Here is a 24,434-nt window from a genome sequence, read left to right as displayed (position 1 = left end):
AATTAATACTGTTTTAAGTCAATGTATGCTAAATAAGTTGTCATTTTTATGAAATTCATAATAAATCAGCTAGAATTTCAATGAAATAAAAAAAGCGCACCATTATCTGATACGCTTTTTAAAAATTCAATATGTTGTGTTATGCTTCCATATATTCTTCAATGGGCGCACAAGTACAAATTAAGTTCCTGTCACCATAAGCATCATCTACACGACGAACACTTGGCCAGAATTTGTTATCATGTACATAATCTAAAGGAAATGCTGCTTGCTGACGTGTATATGGCAATAACCATTCATCATTAGTAATCATAGCCATAGTATGAGGTGCATTTTTTAGAATGTTATTGTCATCATCTTTAGAGACATTATCGATTTCATGCTTGATAGAGATCATAGCATTACAAAAACGATCCATTTCATCTTTACTTTCACTTTCAGTTGGTTCAATCATCATGGTTCCAGCAACAGGGAACGATACAGTAGGCGCATGGAATCCATAATCCATTAATCGTTTTGCGATGTCAACAACTTCTATACCATGGGCTTTGAAAGGTCTACAATCAATAATCATCTCATGTGCTGCTCGTCCTCGTTCTCCCGAATATAAAGTTTCAAAAGCGCCTTCGAGACGTTTCTTGATATAGTTAGCGTTTAGAATGGCAACTTCTGTAGAGCGTTTCAAGCCTGAAGCACCCAACATTTTGATATAACCATAAGAAATCAAACACGCTAATGACGAGCCGAAGGGAGCAGCAGAAATAGCAGTAATAGCTTGGTCACCACCAGTTTGAATTAATGGATTTCCTGGTAAGAAAGGTACCAGTTGTTTTGCAACACAAATTGGTCCAACTCCAGGACCACCACCACCATGAGGAATCGCGAATGTTTTATGTAAATTCAAATGACAAACGTCTGCTCCAATATTTCCTGGATTTGTTAATCCTACTTGAGCATTCATATTGGCACCATCCATATAAACTTGTCCGCCATTATCATGAATAATCTGTGTAATCTCTTTAATTGCTGATTCATAAACACCATGAGTTGATGGATACGTTACCATCAGGGCTGCTAAGTTATCTTTGTGCAATTCGGCTTTTTCTCGTAGATCGTCTACATCAATATTTCCTTCATCAGTAGATTTTGTAACCACTACTTTCATTCCTGCCATTACAGCACTCGCTGGATTTGTTCCATGAGCAGATGATGGAATGATACAAATGTTTCTGTGGTGGTCTCCACGAGATTCATGGTAAGCTCTAATAACCATCAAACCAGCAAATTCGCCTTGAGCTCCTGAGTTTGGTTGTAACGAAGTTCCAGCAAAACCTGTAATTTCAGTTAATTGATCTGCTAATTCTTTTAATACAATATGATAACCTTCGGCTTGTTCGATAGGAACAAATGGATGTATATTTCCCCATTTGAACCAACTTAATGGTAACATTTCCGAAGCTGCATTAAGTTTCATTGTACAGGATCCCAAAGAGATCATAGAATGGTTCAATGCTAGATCTTTGCGTTCTAAAGACTTGATGTAACGCATTAATTCTGTCTCAGAATGATAGGTGTTAAAAACAGGTTCTTGTAAAAATTCAGTTTGACGCTTTAGACTGTCTTCAATGTTATTAGAATCCTCTAGGTGAAGAATACTAGTTACTGGTTTGTTTTCCGCTTCAGCAAAGATGGACAATATTGTGTTAAGATCGTTTATAGTTGTTGTTTCATTAACTGAAATAACAACTGTATTTGTATCTGGATAGTAAAAATTGACTTTGTGTTTTTCTGCTAAGGTTTTTACGTTTTGAGCGTTTGCCTCAATTTGAAGTGTGTCAAAAAACGATGTGTTTTTTTGATTCAATCCCATTTTTGAGAATGCTTTAGCTAAAGAAACGGCACTCATATGTACTTGGTCAGCAATATGCTGTAAACCTTTTGGTCCGTGATATACTGCATACATTCCAGCCATGACTGCAAGTAGTACTTGAGCAGTGCATATATTTGAAGTTGCTTTGTCCCTTTTAATATGTTGCTCACGAGTTTGTAATGCCATACGTAGCGCTCTGTTACCATTAGCATCTTTTGTAACACCAATAATACGACCAGGAATATCACGCTTGTAAGCTTCTTTAGTTGCAAAATAAGCTGCATGAGGTCCCCCATAGCCCATTGGGATTCCAAAACGTTGTGTGGTACCAACGACAACATCAGCACCAAATTTACCTGGAGCTTCTAGTTTAATCAAACTCATTATATCAGCAGAAACAGCAACTTTTATACGAGAGGTGTTTGCTTTTTCGATAAAGCTCTTGATATTTGTTACTTGTCCGTGTTTTCCTGGATATTGTAAAATGGCAGCAAAGAAGTCTTCGGAGAACTCAAAATCTTCTTCTTTACCAATCACTAATTCAATCCCGATAGGAATTGCTCTTGTCTGTAATAAGGACAATGTTTGAGGAAGGATATTTTCAGAAACAAAAAATTTATTAATTCCAGCTTTTTTCTGATCTCTTTCACGAACAGCATAAAGCAAGCTCATAGCTTCGGCAGCAGCAGTACTTTCATCTAAAAGAGATGCATTTGCCAACTCCATTCCAGTAAGATCGGTAATCATCGTCTGGTAATTGAGTAACGCTTCCAGTCTACCTTGGGCAATTTCAGCCTGATAAGGTGTGTAGGCTGTATACCATCCTGGATTTTCCAGAATATTACGTTGAATCACAGCTGGTAAAATTGTTGGATGATATCCTAATCCTATGTAGGTTTTGAATACTTTATTCTTTTTTGATAATTCATAAATATGAAGCAAATACTCATGTTCGCTCATAGGTTTATCAAGATCAAGATCTGATTCTAAACGAATTCCATCAGGAATAGTTTCCTGGATCAATTGCTCCATAGAATCTACACCAATTGTTTCTAGCATTTGCTTTTGATCCGCTTGCCTTGGACCAATGTGACGAAGTGAAAAATCTGCTGTATTCATTAAAATTATTTGTGTTGAATTTTATTTTTGCAAAATTAAGCAATTATTGACCTTTAAATGTTAATGAAAATGAAACTTTTCAACCATTTGAATTGGTTATTAACAGTTTGTCTATTTTTGTATAATGCGTCCTCTAAAAACAGTATTGGATTTTTATATCAATAGCAGCATTCATGTAGCTTTAGCTGTCTATGCTTTAGCATGGTTAACCTTATTGCGGTTTGGTGTTGATTATGATAAGAATATACTTTACTTCGTGTTTTTTGCGTCAATTACTGGATATAATTTTGTCAAGTTTTTTGGAATTGCCAAATTTCATCATCGCTCTTTGACACCAAAACTTAAGGCTATTCAAATGTTTTCATTGATCTGCTTTGTTGCTATGTCTTATTATCTAGTGAAGTTAGAGACTCAAACTTTGATTTATGTTTCAATTTTTGGAGCAGCTACATTTTTGTATGCTGTGCCAATTGTTCCTAAGAAGTTGTATCTGGATGAGCAACAAAATCTGAGAAGTATTGGCGGACTTAAAATTTATATTATTGCTTTGGTATGGACAGGAGTTACGGTGTTCTTACCTTTGGTTAACAATAATTACAGTATTAATGATGACGTTATAATTACTGCTGTTCAACGTTTTTTATTTGTCATTGTTTTGATGTTGCCTTTTGAGATTAGAGATTTAAGCTACGACAGTTTAAAATTGTCAACAATACCTCAAACGATAGGAATTAAGGGCACAAAAATTTTTGGTGTGCTACTGTTAGTGGTGTTTTTCTTTTTGGAGTATTTCAAAGATGAAATTAATACTGACACATTACCTATTCACTTAGTAATTACAGTAATCGTGTTATGCTTTTTATTGTTCTCATGGACGAGACAAAACAAATATTACACAGCATTTTGGGTAGAGAGTCTACCAATGTGGTGGTTGTTATTAATGTTGGTGTTTAGCTAGTTCTTTTTCAAATACAGACTTTATACTTTCTTTAGCTGAAGCTTCTAACGATACAGGTTTTTTAGTGACCAATTTCGTTAACTTGGTATTGTTCTTTGTATATTTTCTACAAGCTCTACAATAGATCAAGTGTATGTTTAATTTAATTTTTTCCCATAGTGAAGCCTCCTTGTACTGTGTTTTATCACAGACATGATTTGCTTCTTCACAAGGAATAAAAAATTTGTTACTCATAATTAAAACCAATTTTTTTCAAGGCAACTTGCCATAGCTGTTCTCGCTCTATGTATAATTACCCATAGGTTAGACGCAGTAATGCCTAATTCATTACAAATGGCCTCAGTTTCGTAGTTTAAAATTGTTTTCATTTCAAAAACCTGAGCTTGCTTTTCTGGTAATTTTTCTAAACAATTATCAATAGCTTGTCCAAGTTCGGTGTTTTCTATAGAATCTTCTGCAGTCTTATCAAAAGGATCTGCAACACGTTCTTCTAACCAATCCCCTTCACTTTCATCGCTGCTGTAAGACATTCTAACTTCTGCTTTACCTTTATTAGAATTAATCTTACGATAGTAATCTATAATTTTTCGTTTCAAAATTGAAATGAGCCATGTTCGTTCACTTGCTTCGCCTTTAAAATTCTTCATAGAATTTAGTCCGGCAACAAAAGTATCTTGTACAAGATCTTTAGCAATCTCTCTGTCATTCACACGTGAAATCGTGTAGTTAAAGAGGTAATCCGAATATAGATTTATCCATTGATTAGGATCTATGACGTGTTTTGGCATTTCTTTTTCTGAGAATTTAGTACCAAAAATAATGTAAAAAAATGATTTTATCTAACGTTTCAGCGATGTATGGTTCTTTTGTTTTTTACACTCACTTCTGAGCCCTCTGCAAGAATGATCGAGGTAGGAGAGGCAGAACTTAAACATTTAAAAGCAGATCCATAGTTGGATTCAAAGTCTATATCAATTTGAGATGTTTTTACTTTGAGTTGCCTCCAGCTTGGATGCACAACTTCGTATTCATAAGTTTTATCGCCATATTTGGTATATCCAAAATAATGTTCAGTTATAAATTGTTCTTCCGAATGATCAACAATTTTAGAATATTCTTTTTCTGTTGTTACCGAAATGTTCTGCCATGATTTACCCAGCTTCCATTGATATTTAAAGTATTTTGAATGCTCATCTTCAGTCCAATTATGTTTCATTTTATTGGTCTGGTAATGTTCATGATACATAGAATTAGCTACCCAAGTAATCAATGGTTTGGGAACGATTTCCTTTATGAAAACAACACCTCTTTTACCATTGTGCTTGACATAGAATCTAAGATTGACCTCTTCAAAGTTGATATTATATGGGAGTTTGATGCCTAGTACTTTGGTGTCCATAAACATAAATCCAACAATACTCACATAGCATTTACCATTGAACAAATCCAGTTCAGTCCCTTTTGGAACAAACGATTCTAAGATGTTTGGATCGATCTCATAATTGATAAGAAGTAAGTTTTTCCAGTAAGCGTTTAAAAAGGTCATAATTTCTATTTTAAAAGGTCTTCTAATGCAATTTCAATATCTGAATGTATAAATTTAAATCCGTTGTCCAATAAGCGTTTCGGGATTACATTACGGCTTTTGAGTACAAGCTCTGGTTCTGTACCAATAAGTTTTGCTCCAAGTTCTATTAACCATTTAGGGTGTGATATACCGAAAGGCATATGCATTACTTTTCTAAAACTTTTCATAAGCATACTGTTATTAGTTGGCTTAGGTACAGCAAGATTAAAATTTCCTTTTAGCTCTTCTGTATCTATTAAATACTCGACAGCTCTTGCAAAGTCAAGTTCATGAATCCAACTAACCTTTTGTTCGCCAGACGCTTGTTTTCCTCCCAAACCAAAGCGTACAAGATTTTTAAGCGGTTGGATTGCACCTCCAGCTTTTCCCATGACAATAGATGTACGTAAGGTAATTTTTCTGGTTTTCGGATTAGTGATTGAGTAGAAGGCTTTTTCCCAAGATTTAGCAATATTCATCGAAAAATCATTGCCAATTTCCCCATTATCCTCAGTCATTTGTTTATCCAATGAATGTCTGTAAATAGTTGCAGTAGAGGAGTTGATCCATAATTTTGGAGGACGTTCACATAAATTGATTGCTAGTCCCAGCACATGTGTTGAATCCACTCTTGAATCTAAAATACGTTTCTTATTTTCAGTATTATACCTGCAATCTACCGATTTGCCTGTGAGATTTATGAGTACGTCTGTATACTCCAAGACCTTGGTCCAATCTTCCAAGTCTCTGGCATTCCAATAGATATGATTGTCCTGCTTAGGTGTTCTTGTAAGAATGTATACAGTGTTGCCTTTTTGGTTAAAGTAGTTTTCAAGAACTTGTCCTAAAAATCCACTTCCACCAGCTATTGTTATAGTGTTCATGATTTTTGAATTAAGTAAGTTATTCCCAAAAAATATGTTGCAATACTCATTGGAACTACGATTAATATTTTAGATGTCGTTACAGGAGAGAAAGGTTGACCAGCTAGTAGGATGATATATATTAAAAATGTGATCATGACTAGAACAGCATAATTTCTCATGTGCTTCTTAACACTGTCATTATTCAATTTTGATCTGCATATTAAAGAAAATAACAGCTGTATTATTCCTAAGAAAAATTGAAATAGAAGCCCAACTGTAATTTCGTAGTATATATACATATACAGAGTAGCGCTGTAAAATATGACGTTAGAATAGTGTAGCAGTTTCATAAGGGGATCCTTTAATGTTATTATTTGTTTTGAACATTATAAGTGGGTGTCTTAGTAACCATTTTTTGAGCTTGTCTGGATTTACGTCGACCTCTAAAGAAGAAAAAGAGATTAATAAAGAGCATGATGCCTAAATAGATTGAAAATCCTCCAATTTTCTTACTTAAGATCTCGATAAGTGTTTGAGAGCTCATAGCTTTAGAACTGTAATACGTAATCTTTAAGATAAGTAGAGCCCAACCAATATTGATCAAATAGAATCCAATCTCAAACAGTTTATTGGTTGCCAATGCAATATCCTCTTTACCTTTAAAAATATCCAACATAAAGTATTTTCCATTTTTAAATAACATCTTTGATACATAAATAGTAAGTACAATTACTATAGGTAAATAGATGAGGTAGCCGATGATAATTTTTGAATTTTCCATGATTTATTGTTTTAAAGTTTTCGATTTTACGAGATAGTTAAGTACAAGTACATTGTTGTAATGCAACAATGAGAGTCCGATAATAATAATACCAAGGTGCTCACTTAAGGTATTTAGCATTTGAGGTATAGATTCAACAGTTTCCCAATAGGCCAAGGTGATAATGCCATATCCTAAATTGACAAGGTAATACCCTATAAGTAGTAGGTTGTTTATGGATTTTACCAAAGGCGTATTGTGCTGAAATACATGCATTAAAAACACTTCGCCATGCGTGTAAAACCTCCAACCAACCTTGACCATGATCACAGCAATGATGGGTAAATAAATGGTATATGTTAAGATGTTATAGCTCATGACTAGTAATTGAGGATTTTTTTGTGTGTATGATGTAAGTCAGGTAACCCACTAAGAAAATTGGAACTAACATTAACCAATCGAGGCTTGTATGATTCCAAAACACAAAAAATAATATGGATATACTGAAATAGATATAAATAGGTTTATCCTTCGGAAAGAGAACTAAAAATAATAATGCAGCTATAGTTTGTAAGATGCCAATGATGATCAATCCATACAAACCAAAGATGATAAAACATAAGGCTATTATGTTTATGACTTTTACGATGTTAAATACTGTTTTCATTGTTCTCATACATATTAAACTTTCAGAAATTATTGAAAGTATAATTTAAATTTTTTTAGGTTAGTAATTTTAGTAAAGATTTAGTGATCCAATTTTGTCTTTGATTTACTAATTTGTTGATCATATCATCAGCAGTTTCAGTCAATTCATGAAGTGCTTTAGTTTGTTTAATGAGTTCTTTAGTTTTTTCTGTTCCATCATCTTTAATAGAGGAGACGTCTTTTAAAACTTTGATAACGGGTTGAATTTCTCTACGACTACGCTCTTTAGCAATAGTTCTTGCTAATTCCTGTACATCTTTTTCGGTAGTAAAATATTCTTTTCGCTCACCAGGAATAATCTCTTTGGTTACGATTCCCCAATCCATTAATTGGCGTAAATTCATACTGGTATTTCCACGAGAGATCTTTAGCTCTTCCATTATGTCCTCCATGGATAATGGTTTCGTTGAGATAAATAATAAGGCCTGAATTTGTGCCATAGCTTTATTGATTCCCCATAGTGTACCAAGGCTTCCCCAGGTACTTACAAACTTTATTTTTGCTTCTTCGTAATTCACATTATTTGTTTTACATTACAAATATATAAAATATTTTAAACTTTCAATAATTATTGAAAGTTTATTTTATTTGAAAATGGATATGATCATCATGACGAACAGCCTGACACCCATGAAATCGTATTTTTGAATAGTTACTTAGGCCTAGCTCTCTTTTAAGATATGGCTCTATAAATAATTTTTGAGCGTTAGATTGTGATAAGAGTTCTTGAATTAGAACTTTTGTATTTTTTTTATCTAGTCTTAAATCATTAATAGTTCCGAAGGTTAGATACTTTGTCATATCATATTGCCAATAATCTAATACTTCACATTTAGATGAGTAGTCGCTGTCTTCTTTTACATAAGCACCATATCCAGAAACTGATGGCTTCTTATCTGTAGCTTTACCTGTTTTATCTAAATACTGAAATGAGATATCAATTTTTTTTCCGTCATTATGACTTAAATGTGGAAACAATGGAAATCCATCAATGAATGGGAAATTGGCATCTAGGTACGTGATACTAATTCCAGAAGCTGATAATTTTTCAGACGACCTTTTGAGGTACACTTTTAACTCAGATGATACATAATTTCTACACAAAATGGAGTACATCCAGTGTCTTGGTTTTAATACATATGAAAATACGGGAAGACGTTCTCTTCCAAAGTATGACGCCACAGGTGGAATGATTAGCAGATTAAACGTCAGGTATAAGATGGGAAAAACAAATCGTTTTTTCTTTTTTAGTCTATTCGAAATTAAAACAGAAACCAACCAGATGACTCCACCAACTTGAGTTAAAGTAGTTAGAATTAAAACAATTAAAATATGACCAAAAAGCTTAAGTATTCTCATACTTTAAGCTAACGCTTTTAAGTCCGTATTATTTCTCAATCAATCCTGCACGTCTAAGTAAAGCCTCTGGTTTGGGTGCTTTACCTCTAAAACGTTTATACAACGTCATCGGGTCATCAGTACCGCCTTGAGATAAGACGTGATCTTTAAATTTTTTGGCAACCGTTTTGTCAAATACACCTTCTTCTAAGAAGTACTCAAAGGCATCAGCATCTAAAACTTCTGCCCATTTATAACTGTAATATCCAGAGCTGTAACCTCCCTGAAAGATATGAGAGAAAGAGGTGCTCATACAATTCTCAGCAACATCAGGATAGAGTTTAGTGTTTTCAAATGCTTTTAACTCATGAGCTTTGACAGAAGTGATAGTGTCTAACGATTCGCTACCATGCCAAGACATATCAAGTAACCCAAAGCTAATTTGCCTCAAGGTTTGCATCCCTTCATGAAAGGTTGCAGAGGCTTTGATTTTGTCTATTAATTCCATTGGAATGACGTCTCCAGTTTCATAATGGGTTGCAAATAACTCTAATGCTTCTTTTTCGTAACACCAATTCTCTAGCACCTGACTTGGTAATTCTACAAAATCCCAGAATACACTTGTTCCAGATAAACTAGGATAGGTGGTGTTGGCCAACATACCATGTAAGGCATGGCCAAACTCATGAAATAAGGTTGTCACTTCATTGAAAGTGAGTAATGAGGGTTTACTTTTTGTTGGCTTAGTAAAATTACAAACTATTGAAATATGTGGTCTGTCATTAATACCATTTTTAACATACTGAGGTTTATAAACCGTCATCCAGGCACCATTTCGTTTTCCTTCCCTTGGGAAAAAGTCAGCATAAAAAATAGATACCAAATTTCCGTCAGTATCTGTAACCTTATAAGTCAAAACATCTTCATGATATTTGTCGATGTTATCAATTTCCTCAAATTTCAAATCGTATAAGCGTTCAGCAATAGTGAAGACACCATCTATAACATTTTCTAATTTGAAATAAGGTTTCAATTGTTCATCATCCAGATCAAAAAGCTTTTGTTTTAATTTTTCCGAATAATACGCGCCATCCCATTTTTGGAGCGTATCAATACCATCCAATTCTTTAGCAAATTTCTTAAGGGTATTAAATTCTCGCTCTGCAGCTGGTTTGGCTTTTTCTAAAAGTTCATTTAAAAAATCCTGAACCTTTTCAGGTGTTTTTGCCATACGTTCTTCCAAAACAAAATGTGCATGTGTTTTGTAACCTAAAAGTTGAGCACGCTCATGACGTAGTTTAGCAATCTGAATAACATGTTCCTGATTATCCAATTCGTCCCCTTTGAACGCTTTGGCACCAGCAGCAATGGCTAATTGTTTACGTAGTTCACGATTGTCTGCATAAGTCATAAACGGTATATAACTTGGATAATCTAAAGTGATTAACCATCCGTCTTTGTTCTTTGATTCAGCTAATTGTTGTGCAGCTTCTTTAGCACCTTCTGGTAATCCAGAAAGATCAGCTTCTTCAGTGATATGCATTTCAAAATTGTTGGTTTCGGCTAAAACATTTTCGCCAAATTTGAGCTTTAATTGACTCAATGATTTGTCGATCTCACGAAGGCGTAATTTTTTATCTTCGGAAAGATTAGCACCATTTCTGGAAAAGCTTTTGTATTTCTTATTGAGCAACGTGGCTTGTTCTGTCGTTAGGTCAAGTAAATTTCTGTCGTTATATACCGTTTTAATTCGTTCAAACAATGCTTCATTTAGTGTGATGTCATTACTAAATTCAGAGAGTAGAGGAGAGACTTCCTGAGCAATCTTTTGAATGTGTTCGTTAGTTTCTGCACTATTTAAATTAAAAAAGATACTTGAGAGTCGGTCTAGTTCTTCTCCTGAAAAATCCAAAGCTTCAACAGTGTTTTCAAAAGTTGCTGCTTCCTGATTGGCAGTTATGGCATCAATTTCTGCTCTGGCTTTTTCAATAGCTTTTAAAAATGCAGGAAGGTAATCCTCATTTTTAATTTTTGAAAAAGGTGCAGTATGATATGGTGTATCGAATTTAGAGTTGAGTATACTCATCTTAATTATAGGTATTGTATGTAATTAATATGTTGTTTTGATCATCGACCAAACGTAATTGTCCGTTTTCTAGTTTATAAAACCATCCAAAAGGTTCGTTCTCTATTCTAAAAGACTTTGAATACGCATCAGAATCTATGAGTATTAATTTTTGAAGTCTATGTTTACGTCTTAAGTATAAATTATCATCAGACATCCTTACAAATTCAAAAGTACCTTGATCATCTGTACCTGATAAGTGCTGACGCCTCCATTTACCCATTACTTTTATGTCTTTTAAAGCATTTAGTACTTGTTGTTCTTCATAAATTTTAGCAAGCGCTGTACTTACTCTGGGATATGTTCTCTGATTTAATTTTTCTAGTAATCTAGGATACTCAGATGCTTTATTAAACAATGAGTAGTCATAAAAAGTCAGCGACATACCTTCGAGTTGGTAGGCTGGAAACTGACCTCCAAACGATTCAATGATACCTCCAACCGACTTGCATTTTTGAATGATTGGCCAAAATGCCAGATTAGAATCACCAATGTAACTATGTGAGAAATTGAGAATAGGTACAGTATTATTTGGTTTATAAATGTCATTACCATGGATTTCAAACATTAAAGCTGTTCTCATCATATTGGTTTGTGAAATAGAGTCTCCAGAGACAGGGTCATCTGTATCTTGCATATAAGTCACTTGATCTAAATCATACAATGTTTTCCAATAGGCATCTTTTTGAGATTCTGTTTTCAATTGGGCGACTTCTTTAGTGTAAATTTTTAAATAATCTACTGAGAAAGAGCTTAATATTGAGGGTATTAGAAGTAAGTAGGTGATGATTTTCATAAGTTACTCAGTGTGAATTTTTTTAAAGTTTATAATTTCTCATTCATTAACTAATTGTTAAGAAGACTATGTTAAATTAATTATTACTTTTGCACTATTATTAAAACTTATTTTTTAAGGTTTAGTAAGAATTGATTAATAGCTCTAAAACCTCGTGTAACAGCGAGGTTTTTTTATTTGTTAAGTTTAAAGATCTTTAGACGATGCTATCACTTTAGCTTTTAAGCCTTCTTTATACGATATAATGGTATCAAGCACGTCTTTGTGAGATGCACCAATAATTTGCGCAGCCAAGATACCAGCATTTTTGGCCCCATTTAAAGCTACCGTTGCTACTGGAACGCCTCCAGGCATTTGAAGTATTGATAATACCGAATCCCATCCGTCAATAGAATTACTACTTTTTACCGGAACACCAATAACAGGTAGTGGAGAAAGTGATGCAACCATTCCTGGTAAATGTGCAGCACCTCCAGCTCCTGCGATGATCACATTGATACCACGAGTGTGCGCATGCTTACTAAAATCAAATAACTTTTCAGGAGTTCTGTGAGCAGATACAATATCTACTTCAACTTCAATGTGAAATTCTTTTAAGATGTCTATGGCATCTTGCATGACAGGAAGATCGCTTTTGCTTCCCATAACTACAGCTACTTTACTCATAATTATTTACTTATAACTTTTATCGTTTTCTTTACCTCTTCGGCAATTCGTCTGGCTTCGTTAATATGTTCATTGACAATAGTCACATGTCCCATTTTTCGGAAAGGGCGAGTTTGCTTTTTTCCGTAGATGTGAGGTGTAACCCCTTCAAGTTTCATAATGTCCTGAATGTTTTTGTAAATCACATCTCCTGTATGACCTTCGGCTCCAACTAAATTTACCATAATACCACCAACTTTACTTTCGGTTTTTCCTAACGGAAGATTTAAAATGGCGCGTATATGTTGTTCAAATTGAGAGGTGTAACTCGCTTCAATAGTTTGATGTCCAGAATTGTGAGGTCTTGGAGCCACTTCATTGACTAAGATCTCATCATCTTCAGTTTGAAACATTTCAACAGCTAATAAACCTACGTGTTTAAAAGCTTTAGATACCTTTAAGGCAACATCTTGTGCTTTTTTAGCTACTACATCGTCTATTCGTGCCGGACAGATCACATATTCGACTTGATTGGCCTCAGGGTGAAATTCCATCTCCACAACAGGATAGGTTTTGATTTCACCATGCACGGTTCTGGCTACAATAACAGCTAACTCATTCTTGAACGGAATGAGTTCTTCAACAATACATTCGCCTACTGGTAGACCGTGAAGATCTGATAATTCTCTCACGATCTTAACGCCTTTTCCGTCATAGCCAAATTGAGCTGCTTTCCATACAAATGGAAAATCAAGTGCTTCATTTTCTAATGCATCTTCAATTTCTGAAAGGTAAGCAAATCTTGAAAAATCTGAAGTTGGAATGTCATGATCCCTGTAAAACAATTTTTGCGTCGCTTTATTTTGAATGGTACGTAAGGTCTTTGACGATGGAAACACACGAACACCTTCTTTTTCAAGAGTTTCTAAGGCATCTACATTGACATTCTCTATCTCAAAGGTTAATAGGTCTACTTGCTTTCCGAAGTTGTAAACGGCATCATAATCCATGAGGTCACCAATCGTAAATTGATTACAGGCAATTTTACATGGTGCTTCGCTACTAGCGTCCATAACATGAGTAGTGATGTCATACATTCTGGTGGAGTAAAGCATCATTTTACCTAGTTGTCCGCCACCTAGAATTCCAAGTTTGAAATCAGAAGAAAAATAATTCATCAACTTTGTATTGTTTCCATTTTACTGGAAAACGTTTTTAGAGATTAATATTTGCTTTCGTGACACAAAAATACATTATAAAATAGAAAGCTAAGAGGACTTAAAGCACAAAAATGGAATCCAAAAATCGGTAATCGACAATCTATTGATTATCTTTGCATTTTCTAAATCAAAATCAAGTGATTAAACTACACGATTTATACTTTAAACCATTTATTTCTGAACAAGAAGTTGATGCTACAGTTCAACGTATGGTTGATGAAATTGCTAATGACCTTCAAGATGAAGTTCCAGTATTTGTTGGAATCTTGAATGGGTCATTTATGTTTGTAAGCGACTTTGTAAAGAAATATCCAAAACCCTGTGAGGTGACGTTTATAAAACTAGCATCTTATGAAGGTTTAAAATCTACCGAAGATATTCATCGTCTTATTGGTTTAACTCAGGATCTGTCTGGTAGAAAAGTAATCATTCTTGAAGATATTATAGATTCAGGAAACACTTTAGAAGAAGTGCATCGCATTTTCAAAAATGAAGGTGTAGATGAACTTAAAATTGCTACACTATTCTACAAACCAGAAGCGTACAAGAAAGACTATAAACTTCATTACGTTGGTATTGAAATTCCTAATAAATTTATCGTTGGCTATGGATTAGATTACAACGGTTTAGGACGAGATTTACCAGCTATATATCAATTAAAAACAACACAACACATGACTAACTTAGTGCTATTTGGACCTCCAGGTGCAGGTAAAGGAACACAAGCAGAATTTTTAAAAGAAACCTATAACCTCGTTCATATCTCTACAGGAGATGTGTTTCGATATAATATGAAAAATGAAACTGCATTAGGTATGTTAGCTAAGTCTTACATAGACAAAGGTGCTTTAGTACCAGATCAGGTAACTATAGACATGCTTAATGCTGAAGTGGAGAAAAATGCAGATGCAAAAGGTTTTATTTTTGACGGATTCCCAAGAACGAATGCACAAGCTGAAGCCCTTGATAAATTAATGGACAGTAAAGACTCTCAAATCAATGCCATGATTGCTCTTGAAGTTGATGATGAAGTCTTGGTTGGGCGTTTATTGGAGCGTGGTAAAACCAGTGGGCGAAAAGATGATTCTGATGAATCTATCATTAGAAACCGTATCAAGGAATACTATAAAAAGACAGCAATATTAAAAGATTACTACACTGCTCAGGATAAATATTTTGGAGTAGATGGTGTAGGAAGTATTGAAGATATTACCAAGCGATTAAACAGTGTAATTGATAAACTTTAGACACGATGATTGGACCTTTAATTTTAGCGTTTATTGCCTTATCGGTAATTTTATTTCCATTAACGGCAATAATTCATATCATGAAATCTGAATTTGAAGGCAATGATAAACTCATATGGGTTTTGATTATTTTGTTCATGCCAATTATTGGTAGCATCCTTTATTTTACCATTTCAAAATCTAAACCTAAGAACAAGCGGTTCTAAGTTTTAACAACGCGTTAAAGCTTCAAACCAATTTAAACAAGTCCGCAACTGCGGTAATACTAATATGACCGAAGGAAACTTTGTAGATTATGTAAAAGTGCATGTGTCTTCCGGGAAAGGAGGACAAGGTTCTGCGCATTTACATCGTGAGAAATTTATCGAAAAAGGTGGACCAGATGGAGGCGATGGAGGACGAGGTGGTCATGTGATCATTCGCGGAAATTCTAACCTATGGACCTTACTGCATTTAAAATTCAAACGACATGCCAGAGCAGGACATGGCGGACATGGAAGTAAGAGCCGAAGTACTGGAGCCGATGGAGAAGATATCTATTTAGATGTTCCTCTGGGAACCGTTGTTAAAGATACGGAGACCGATGAGGTGCTTTTCGAAATTACCGAACACAACGAAGAGCAAATCGTAGCTAAAGGTGGTCGAGGTGGATTGGGAAACTGGCATTTTAAAAATTCCAGAAATCAAACACCAAGATATGCACAACCAGGAGAACCGCTCGAAGAAAAAAATATTACCATTGAGCTCAAAATTCTGGCTGATGTTGGTCTGGTTGGTTTTCCAAACGCTGGAAAATCAACACTGTTATCTGTAATTACAGCAGCTAAACCTAAAATAGCCGATTACGAATTTACCACACTCAAACCTAATTTAGGCATTGTAGAATATCGCGATTATCAAACTTTTGTCATGGCCGATATTCCTGGAATTATCGAAGGTGCTGCCGAAGGTAAAGGGCTTGGACATTATTTTCTTAGACATATTGAACGTAACTCAGTGTTACTGTTTTTAATTCCTGCCGATGCTGATGATATTCGTAAGCAGTACGATATTTTATTGGACGAGCTCAAACGCTACAATCCGGAAATGCTGGATAAAGAACGTATGATTGCTATTTCTAAATCAGATATGTTGGATGAGGAGTTAAAAGCAGAACTTAAAAGTGAGTTGGATAAAACCTTACCAATTGATTATATGTTTATTTCATCTGTAGCTCAACAAGGGATTACAGAATTAAAAGATAAACTCTGGAAGATACTTAACGATTAATATTTGGGCGTTACCTCATTCACTCAACGAAGCGTCTCGCGAAGTTGAGGTCGTGCTTTTCATTTCAATCTTTTTTCTCAAAAAAAGGATTTTCATTCCAATCACTAACGCGAGTGATAACGTTAAAGTTATGTGTTAAAGATGTTTTTTTAGTATCTTTAAAATAAAAAGTAATGAAGCATTTACCCAAACTTTTAATCCTTCTTCTCATCATGTCCTGTGCACCTGTTCATGTGAGTTATGACTACGAGAAAAGCACAAATTTTGAAAACTATAAAACCTATAACTACTACACCGATCTTAACACAGGATTAAGCGAGCTAGATACCAAACGTCTTGTAGATGTATTGAATCAAGCCATGCAGAGTAGAGGCTATTCATTATCAGAAACGCCTAATTTTATAATTGATATTAAGAGTTCAGAATTTCAGGAACAACCTAATAATAATGTTGCTGTCGGACTTGGAGGTACAGGGCGTAATGTAGGTGGTGGAATTTCAATAGGATTACCCATTGGTCAATCTCAAATGCAAAGAGAGATTGTTTTTGACTTCATAGATGATAGTAGTGTTGGATTGTTCTGGCAAGCTATTGCAGTTGCCGATTATAGAGAGAATTGGTCTCCCGAAAAACGAGAGGCTCATTTTAAGACCGTTGTCGATAAAGTACTTGAAGGGTTTCCTCCTGAAACCAAATAAATGTTTACGTTAACATCCTGTTAATCATAATATTTTCAGAGAAAGTTTGTTTTATTTTTAAATGAATTTAAAACAGCAACCATGAAAACGACATCAATTCTATTAGTATTCTTAATGACATCTACAACAGTATTTGCGCAATCGGTTATTGACATTCCTAAAGGATATTCTGATGATATTGGTCAGATGATCTCTATGTTAGACAATTTGAAAAAACGCGTTGAGCGTAATGTTATTAATTTAGATCAGGAAGGTACCGACTTCCTCTTAGATGATAAAGCCAATACACCAGGTGCCATTATATACCATTTAGCTGCCACAGAAGCTTATTATCAGGTTTATACTTTTGAAGGAAGAGGTTTCAACGCTGAGGAACGACGACAATGGAATACAGCTTTAAATCTTGGAGAGAAGGCACGACAAGAGTTTAAAGGCAAGCCTATTTCCTATTATTTAGAGATCTACGATGAGGTACGAGCTAAAACCAAAGCACTTCTAAAAACAAAAGATGATAAATGGTTTAAGGAAAAAAATGGAAACATGAGTAACCATTGGGCATGGTTTCATGTTATGGAACATCAAGCTAATCATATGGGACAACTGGCACTCATTACAAAACGAATTAATTAGAAAAGAGGCTCATTTGAGCCTCTTTTTATTTCAAGAATCTTAATCTTTTATTATCCTCAGAATACTCACCATCAGAACACGCTATTCAACTTTGATTCTAACACCCTCACTATGGCTACTAAACTCAGGAGCATACATGCTTTGAATAGTGGTAATCCCATTACTCATATCTCCAGCATTATTAACTCTTAGGTCGTATTCAAAGACATAGACGCCTTTTGGTAAATAATCAAAGAAGAAGTTTGTAGAGGCGTCTTTGGTACTCTCATAATATCCTAAACCATCTTGATATTTATATTGCGACAAGACATTTACAGGTTCTAAACCAGCAGCTCTCATGTCTTTCATATGTACAAATTCCATATCACGATCACTGCGTAATTCAATACGTACTCTAATCAGATCTCCTACCTTCAAATCCGTTTCAGAAGTGATGTCTACTATCTCTTCACCTGTGTCTGTGTTGATTTTTTTGAACAGCTTTTTCTTCAGTTTTAAAGGTGTTTCGGCTGAAGTGATTTTATCCAGATCTTCAAAATATTGCCAGTATAAACTTCCCCAGGCAATACCATCACCTTTTTTAGTGAGCGTTACAGTAGCCATATCCGATTTAATTTCAGGGGCTGTCCATGAGGTTTTGTAATAGCCCGTTCCAGCTTCAACTTTAACGGCTTCCAGTTTGGATGGCTCTATCGATTGTCCTCCTATTACCACATCAACCATGTCGGTAACGCTTAACCAATCACTGCCTTGTAGTAATAATGCATAAACTGCTTCAGTAGTGGCTTTAGTTGTTTTCCAACGGTTGGTTTGTTTGTTCTTCAACAACCAGATCTTTAAATTATCAATAGTGGCTGTATCGTTTTCAATTTCAGAAAAGGCTTCTATCAATAAGGCTTGCGTTTCAATTGGCGCCTGATACCAATACCATGAACTTCTGTTTTCTTTCCAATACATACCAAGTTCATCAGAGGTGATGCTCGTTTCGCGTAACGATTTTAAGATCTTTTCTGAAGTGGTTTTATCATCCATTCTGTCTACAACTAATGCCATCAGACCTTTAGCATACAACGAACGACTCAACCAGTATTTCTGAATCTGACCCTGATAATAATTCATGATGCTTTTGACCTCTTTCGAGGGTTTGTTTTCAGGGAAAAAACTACGCATATATAGATAATGCAATTGTGTGTAAGACAGATAATCTTTTGATAAATCGGCTTTCGGATTGTATTTTTTAATGTCTTTGTACTCTCTAACAAACTCAGCGTCCAGATATGAAATCGCCTTATTGATCATTTGAGATTCTCCGTTTGTAGTGACACCCAATTTTTCCAGATGACCAAAGCCAGTAATGATATGTTGCGTGATATAACGATTTGGTCGTCCACCATTAAACCATGACCAGGCACCATTACCCATTTGTCCGTTTTTGAGTTTACGTTTCGCAGCTGATAACTCATTATTCATTTTATTGAGGTCAAATAAGAGCGCGATTCGTTTTTTCTGTTCGGTTTCACTTTGTGCATCACGTAACCATGGTGTTTCCTGAATAAGAATGGATTTTAATTCCTGATTCTTCTCTAAATTACTGAGTAACGCATCTGTGTTTCGCCATTGATTGAACACCTCTTGAATTCTCGGATTGCTATTGGCAATATGACTTGCAAGCGCATTGGCATAATAGCGACTGAACGTTTGCTCATAACATTCATAAGGATATTCCATTAAATATGGTAAGGCTTGTACAGCATACCACGCAGGATTTGAGGTCATTTCAAGCGTTAGCTTATGATGCTTGAGCGATGTTGAGGTCGTTGTTTTTAATTTGTCTAAAGTAAAGGTGCGTGTTTCATTACTCCTAATCCACATGGGTAAGGTTTCGGTAACCAACATCCGATTACTTAATACAGGTAAAGCATTTTGCTCACCATCACTAAAATCACCAGCTTTTGCAATGATCTTATATTGTACAGCATCAACATCAAAGGGGATGTTGAGATGCCATGAGACATTAGTATTTCCTTTGGCAGATACGGTAAACCCTAACTGATTATCTGCATTAGACAGTTTTTTATCAATAGGTGTTCCTGTAAGCGCATCAAACAACTGCAGTACTGCGGTTCCTTTGAGTGCTTTTTCAGTAAGATTCGCAATTTTAGAACTGATGTATATTTGATCTCCATGACGTAAAAAACGCGGCGCATTAGGTAAGACCATCAATTCTTTTTGAGTGACAGTTTCTAAAGTTGTTGTCACATTTTCTAAAGACTTATTATGTGCTAATAATTGCAGGTTCCATTTGGTTAAGGCTTCAGGTGTTGTGAAGTTAAAACTCACATGTCCGTCTTTATCTGTTTGTAACTGCGGAAAGAAAAAAGCAGTTTCCTGAAGATTCTTACGGATCTTAACATCATCAAAGTTTTGTTGTTCTTGATTTTCTTTAGTGCTATTTTTGGGAGACCATTCACCTTCGTCAATATTTAAACCTGGAGCTTGTCCAGCAAGTGTTTGAGTAAATGAGGCGTTTGGCATGTCTTCGAGTGATTCAGCTTCTATGGATACACTATCTGCTACTACAGATTTTTTCATTTCCGATGTTGTAGCATAACCAGCAACAACCACTTCATCCAATTCCATATCACCATTCATGGTAATGGCAAAGAAATTAGCTTTAGAGATCTTAATCTCTAACTGAGAGTATCCAATATAGGAAATAACGAGAACGTCACCTTCCTTCGCTTGCAATGAAAACTCACCATCAAAATCTGATGTGGCTCCTGTTTCGGTGCCTTTAATAATTATGTTTGCTCCAGGCAATGGCTCACCAGTATCATCTTTGATCACGCCTTCAACATAGCCTTTTTTTATAGTGCTTATGGTATTGCTCGAGTAGGTGGAAGGTGTTGCCATTCGTGTTCGTCTGAGATACTGCTGTCTTCCGTAGTAATAATCACTAAAATAGAGTCCGAATAAATTAAGCGTATCATAGTTTTGAACATCATAATCGGCATAACCTCGATCCAGATTATGGATTGTGAAATTATTTTTAGTAAAACTCTGACCAGTTCGTAATCGGAGTGCAGGATAGTAATTAGATCTTTGGATTGGGTTAAAAAACCAGCTGTGTGGTTTAAATTGATCTAGAGATGCATCATACATACTTGCAAGTAATTCTGCGGAAACTTTATCACCTTTCGGACCTTTGATCTTGAAACTCCATGTTTCGTCGGTTCCTGGTTGTAGTTTGTCTCTAAAAGTCAGCGTTTCTATATCCAAATCGGTTTTTGGATACGGAACAGAAATGTTTACCGTTCCATTTTTAAAACTATTTTTAAATGCATAGTTGTAATGAATGACAAAACCACCAAGGTCTTTAGAATTCACAGGAATAGAAATGGTTTTTTTATTGTTGTTCAATGTTACAATTTGTTTGCTAACGATCTTGTGAGCTTTTTCAATTTCTAAAGTTACAAACATATCAGAAGCCGAAGAGCCAAGAGTCAACTCAACAGTGTCATTGACCTGATAATCGTTTTTGTTTGTTGTAGCACTAAACAATTGGTTGTCGGCTAAGGTGTTATCTTCATTTCTAAATAAGCTGGTATGTGCTTGGTCTTTGACGATTTGACCAAAGCGATCCTCACTTTCTAAAACGATACGATACATTCCAGAGTCCCAACGTTTGATACGTCCTAACTCCAGTGCTTTGTCTTTTGAGGTGTCAAAAGTTTCAGAAAATATCAGATCACCATTTGCCCAGTTTTTGCTATCGTGTTCATTATCGTAAGCATCATTTGGAAATAAGGATTTAAAGGCTTCTTTAGAAAACGTTTGATAATCTGGTGCGCTCCATGGTCTTGGTCTTAATACAGTATTTGGTGCTTTTAATTTATAGATCTTGATTGTTCCAGTTGCAGGCACAAATTCACCATTTAAGTTTCTGGTATCGATTCCTATTTTATGATCTTTGTTATTCTTATCTAATTGTGGTCTTACAGCTATGGAAGCTGTCATGGCATGATATCCAACATTAACAATAGTTGTTGTGCTGCGTGTTTCGCCATTAATATCAGTGATATCAGCGGTAACTTCATAATTAAAAATAGGTAGTGATGTTTTATCTACACTTTCATCAGGAATAGCTTTGAATTCTATGTTAAAATTGCCATCAGCATCTGTCAAGGTTTCACCATTTGTAATCTCCTGAGGTTCACTATTAAAGTAAGGTCTGTACCAATAGTACCAGCGAGGATATTGAACTTTTCTGTGTACACGATATACGACTTTGGCATCTGTGATATTACTGCCAGCATAGGCTAGGGCATTACCTTTTACCGTTACAGTATCGTTAACTTTATACGTTTCAGTAACAGGATTGAATTTGGCTTCAAACTTAGGTCGTTTGTATTCTTCTACCGAAAATGAATGGTAGACATTTAGATTGCTACCAATTAAACGCATAGAAAAATTACCTGTTAAACCATCGTCAGGCAGTACAAATTCTCCTGAAACAGAACCAAATTCATTACTCACAAGTTCTAGTTTTTTCAATTCTTCACCATTGGTGTTGAATAGGGTCAAACTGACATTGGTATCTGTGAGTAATTCAGAATTATCATTTTTAGTGGTCATGATAATTCCTTTGAAATATAAGGTCTGTCCTGGTCTGTATATGCTTCTGTCGGTAAATAAAAATCCTTTATTGATACGATTGGTTGACCTGTCATTTCGATGATCGTAATAACGATTTAAATAGATGTTCTCAAAGATAGCCGTATCGTCTTTAGTACTAACTTGTAACTTGATTTGCGAACGAGAATAGCGTTTTCTGTTAATGAGGATTTCACCATTACTGTCGGACGTGTAAGATTCAGATTTGTAACCCCCTTCATAGTTCTTAATGTATGAGAGTTCAACCTCGGCATTGGCTAATGGTTTACCATTGTCTCTATTGAAAAATTGATAATAGATGTCTCCTTTTAGTTCTTTTTGAGCATAAGCTATGTTACTAATTTGAAACTCTTTAAATGCAAAGGTGTTGTTTTTGTTTTGTACCTGACCAAAAATGATATAGCGTCCGTTTGTTAACTTAGGAATCGCAATTTCTGTACTGTGCAATTGATAATCATTCTCATTTTTAAGTTGTGATGTCCAACTTTTGATAGCTGTCATTTTATTCAAGATCTTCAACTTATCTTGAATTCTGTTGTAGGAGCGTAGTACTTTTAAATCACCATCACTTACTTTTCCAATCTTAAAATCTATATCAGCTAAGTTTTTATAGGTAATACGTGACAATGCATTAACATTAATGGCTACTACATCTTCAGTAAAAATTTGTAGTGATTGTGATAAAATCAGATCTTTTAAGATCTCACATTGTTCTGCACCTATACTGTCTGGAAAAGCCTTGATGGCAGCATCGCAAATAGCCAGGGCTTCCTTGAGTTTCCAACGATGTTCTTCATTGATTTTAGGTTTGTATTGCGCACCTTGACGTTGATAAATTTTAGCAATCTCAAAATCATATAATGTAGCAACATCAGTTTTATTAGAGTGCCAGCGCTTACTTTCTTCTTTTAGTGTTTCTAATAATAGTTGGTCTTTGTTTTCAAAAGTCGCATTTTGGTAGATATAGTTCAACCGTTCGATATCTACATCAACCAATGCTTTTGGACTTGTGTTTTTTGAGTGAAACTTGATGAGATTTTGATAAATTTTAAGTGCTTGAAGTTGTAAAGAACTTGAGTCTTTAGTCGTTAATTTCAGAAATTTAAATTGTTCAGCATTAGCCAAAAACTCAGGATTATCGATCTTAAATTTATAAGCGGGTTTTGTGATTGTGTTTTCATCAGTTTTATAAAATTCTAAGGCATTATGTGCTAAAAGGTCATATAGTGATGGTCTGTAAGTCTTAGAATCATATTGTTTGTTAATGATGGCATCATAATCCTTTAGACTGGTTTGTTGTAAAATGAGTCCGTTTTCCAGTGAGTGTTTATAGAGTTGGTGAATATCTTCAAACAAGGTTTCCAGATCCCAGGTTCTAAAATCTGTTTCATCAACTTTTTCACTGGTTTTAGTACGATTGTAAAATTTCCATCTGTTCTGATTAAAATATTGCCAATATAAGGTTGCCAGGATGTTTTGTAAAACATTCTTTGTAGGAGCTTCGCTTGTGGAAATAGCATCTTTAAATTCGTTGACAATACTGAATTGCGCATCCTCTTCAAGAATTAGCGCATACTTACTTCTAAAAAGTAGTGTCTTTATTTCTTGAGGTGTATTCTTACTTGCTTTAGCTTTTTGCTCTATGGATTTTACAACTTTTAGAGCAGATTTTGGTAACCCCTTACTTTCAAAATCGTTCACTTCTTTCCATAACTCAGAATAATCTTCAGGAGTTTGAGCATTTGTGAAATTAGCGAAACATAGGATCATTAAAAGACTTATAAATGATTTCATATAATATTTTTTTTGGAAATTTAATCCCTTATCCAATGTAATGAAACAAGAAATTAGGTATTGTTTCGTTTGGATGAGTGAAGTTAATGATTTAATAAGTAAACTCATTATCTTTACAAATTGAAAATCAAAAACAATACCAATGCTGAA

21 protein-coding genes are annotated in these 24,434 nt (G+C 34.9%); 6 read left to right on the top strand and 15 right to left on the bottom strand.

Annotated features, from left to right (window positions below; genetic code table 11):
• Window positions 1–139: 139 nt before the first annotated feature.
• Window positions 140–2,989: an aminomethyl-transferring glycine dehydrogenase gene (gene gcvP, locus Q0951_RS07880; RefSeq protein WP_299336026.1), complete on the bottom strand. Its 2,850-nt coding sequence runs from the start codon at window positions 2,987–2,989 to the stop codon at window positions 140–142.
• Window positions 2,990–3,113: 124 nt separating this feature from the next.
• On the opposite strand from gcvP, the gene Q0951_RS07875 reads away from it, so the two are divergent.
• Window positions 3,114–3,947, top strand: a complete 834-nt coding sequence (locus tag Q0951_RS07875) for a hypothetical protein (RefSeq protein ID WP_299336025.1) — start codon at window positions 3,114–3,116, stop codon at window positions 3,945–3,947.
• Here the strand turns inward: Q0951_RS07875 and Q0951_RS07870 are convergent.
• The 13 genes from Q0951_RS07870 to Q0951_RS07810 form a co-directional block, all read right to left on the bottom strand.
• On the bottom strand, window positions 3,927–4,181 hold the full coding sequence (locus Q0951_RS07870; RefSeq protein ID WP_299336024.1) for a glycine dehydrogenase: 255 nt from the start codon (window positions 4,179–4,181) through the stop codon (window positions 3,927–3,929). The two genes, Q0951_RS07875 and Q0951_RS07870, sit on opposite strands and share 21 nt — an antisense overlap.
• A gap of 2 nt (window positions 4,182–4,183) precedes the next feature.
• The gene (locus Q0951_RS07865) at window positions 4,184–4,735 is read right to left on the bottom strand and encodes a sigma-70 family RNA polymerase sigma factor (protein WP_299336023.1); all 552 of its coding nucleotides are present in this window, start codon (window positions 4,733–4,735) and stop codon (window positions 4,184–4,186) included.
• 59 nt (window positions 4,736–4,794) lie between these two features.
• Window positions 4,795–5,493, bottom strand: coding sequence for a DUF2071 domain-containing protein (locus Q0951_RS07860; RefSeq protein WP_299336022.1), 699 nt, complete (start codon window positions 5,491–5,493; stop codon window positions 4,795–4,797).
• A 5-nt stretch (window positions 5,494–5,498) separates the two neighbouring features.
• Window positions 5,499–6,398, bottom strand: a complete 900-nt coding sequence (locus tag Q0951_RS07855) for a TIGR01777 family oxidoreductase (RefSeq protein WP_299336021.1) — start codon at window positions 6,396–6,398, stop codon at window positions 5,499–5,501.
• Window positions 6,399–6,750: 352 nt separating this feature from the next.
• Window positions 6,751–7,161 (bottom strand): hypothetical protein, encoded by a 411-nt coding sequence (locus tag Q0951_RS07850; protein WP_299336020.1) that lies wholly within the window; start codon window positions 7,159–7,161, stop codon window positions 6,751–6,753.
• 3 nt (window positions 7,162–7,164) lie between these two features.
• Window positions 7,165–7,518, bottom strand: coding sequence for a hypothetical protein (locus Q0951_RS07845; RefSeq protein WP_299336019.1), 354 nt, complete (start codon window positions 7,516–7,518; stop codon window positions 7,165–7,167).
• Entirely contained in the window at window positions 7,508–7,807 is a 300-nt protein-coding gene (locus Q0951_RS07840) for a hypothetical protein (RefSeq protein WP_299336018.1), read from the bottom strand. Before Q0951_RS07840 ends, Q0951_RS07845 begins: the two co-directional genes overlap by 11 nt.
• A 55-nt stretch (window positions 7,808–7,862) precedes the next feature.
• Window positions 7,863–8,366, bottom strand: a complete 504-nt coding sequence (locus Q0951_RS07835; RefSeq protein ID WP_299336017.1) for a MarR family transcriptional regulator — start codon at window positions 8,364–8,366, stop codon at window positions 7,863–7,865.
• A gap of 61 nt (window positions 8,367–8,427) precedes the next feature.
• Entirely contained in the window at window positions 8,428–9,207 is a 780-nt protein-coding gene (locus Q0951_RS07830; RefSeq protein WP_299336016.1) for a hypothetical protein, read from the bottom strand.
• Between the two features lie 28 nt (window positions 9,208–9,235).
• Complete coding sequence (locus tag Q0951_RS07825) at window positions 9,236–11,272, bottom strand: M3 family metallopeptidase (protein ID WP_299336015.1); 2,037 nt, start codon at window positions 11,270–11,272, stop codon at window positions 9,236–9,238.
• Window position 11,273: 1 nt separating this feature from the next.
• Window positions 11,274–12,107 carry a hypothetical protein gene (locus Q0951_RS07820; protein ID WP_299336014.1) on the bottom strand — a complete coding sequence of 278 codons (834 nt, stop codon included), beginning with the start codon at window positions 12,105–12,107 and terminating at the stop codon, window positions 11,274–11,276.
• Between the two features lie 186 nt (window positions 12,108–12,293).
• Window positions 12,294–12,773 (bottom strand): 5-(carboxyamino)imidazole ribonucleotide mutase, encoded by a 480-nt coding sequence (gene purE / locus Q0951_RS07815; RefSeq protein ID WP_299336013.1) that lies wholly within the window; start codon window positions 12,771–12,773, stop codon window positions 12,294–12,296.
• Window positions 12,774–12,775: 2 nt separating this feature from the next.
• Window positions 12,776–13,930 carry a 5-(carboxyamino)imidazole ribonucleotide synthase gene (locus Q0951_RS07810; protein WP_299336012.1) on the bottom strand — a complete coding sequence of 385 codons (1,155 nt, stop codon included), beginning with the start codon at window positions 13,928–13,930 and terminating at the stop codon, window positions 12,776–12,778.
• 179 nt (window positions 13,931–14,109) lie between these two features.
• On the opposite strand from Q0951_RS07810, the gene Q0951_RS07805 reads away from it, so the two are divergent.
• The 5 genes from Q0951_RS07805 to Q0951_RS07785 all read left to right on the top strand — a co-directional run bounded on the left by Q0951_RS07805 (window position 14,110) and on the right by Q0951_RS07785 (window position 17,816).
• Window positions 14,110–15,219 (top strand): adenylate kinase, encoded by a 1,110-nt coding sequence (locus tag Q0951_RS07805; RefSeq protein ID WP_299336011.1) that lies wholly within the window; start codon window positions 14,110–14,112, stop codon window positions 15,217–15,219.
• Window positions 15,220–15,224: 5 nt separating this feature from the next.
• A complete protein-coding gene (locus Q0951_RS07800) occupies window positions 15,225–15,425 on the top strand; it encodes a PLDc N-terminal domain-containing protein (protein WP_299336010.1) in 201 nt (66 codons plus the stop codon).
• 64 nt (window positions 15,426–15,489) lie between these two features.
• The gene (gene obgE / locus Q0951_RS07795) at window positions 15,490–16,488 is read left to right on the top strand and encodes a GTPase ObgE (protein WP_299336009.1); all 999 of its coding nucleotides are present in this window, start codon (window positions 15,490–15,492) and stop codon (window positions 16,486–16,488) included.
• A gap of 173 nt (window positions 16,489–16,661) precedes the next feature.
• Entirely contained in the window at window positions 16,662–17,186 is a 525-nt protein-coding gene (locus Q0951_RS07790; RefSeq protein ID WP_299336008.1) for a DUF4136 domain-containing protein, read from the top strand.
• 81 nt (window positions 17,187–17,267) lie between these two features.
• A complete protein-coding gene (locus tag Q0951_RS07785; protein ID WP_299336007.1) occupies window positions 17,268–17,816 on the top strand; it encodes a DUF664 domain-containing protein in 549 nt (182 codons plus the stop codon).
• A gap of 81 nt (window positions 17,817–17,897) precedes the next feature.
• On the opposite strand, the gene Q0951_RS07780 is transcribed toward Q0951_RS07785, so the two are convergent.
• Entirely contained in the window at window positions 17,898–24,284 is a 6,387-nt protein-coding gene (locus Q0951_RS07780) for an MG2 domain-containing protein (protein ID WP_299336006.1), read from the bottom strand.
• Window positions 24,285–24,434: the final 150 nt, after the last annotated feature.

The organism is uncultured Psychroserpens sp., assembly GCF_947501425.1.
GTDB lineage: Bacteria > Bacteroidota > Bacteroidia > Flavobacteriales > Flavobacteriaceae > Psychroserpens.
The sequence above is the reverse complement of the archived record's forward strand: the minus strand, read 5'-3'. Positions and strand labels throughout refer to the sequence as shown.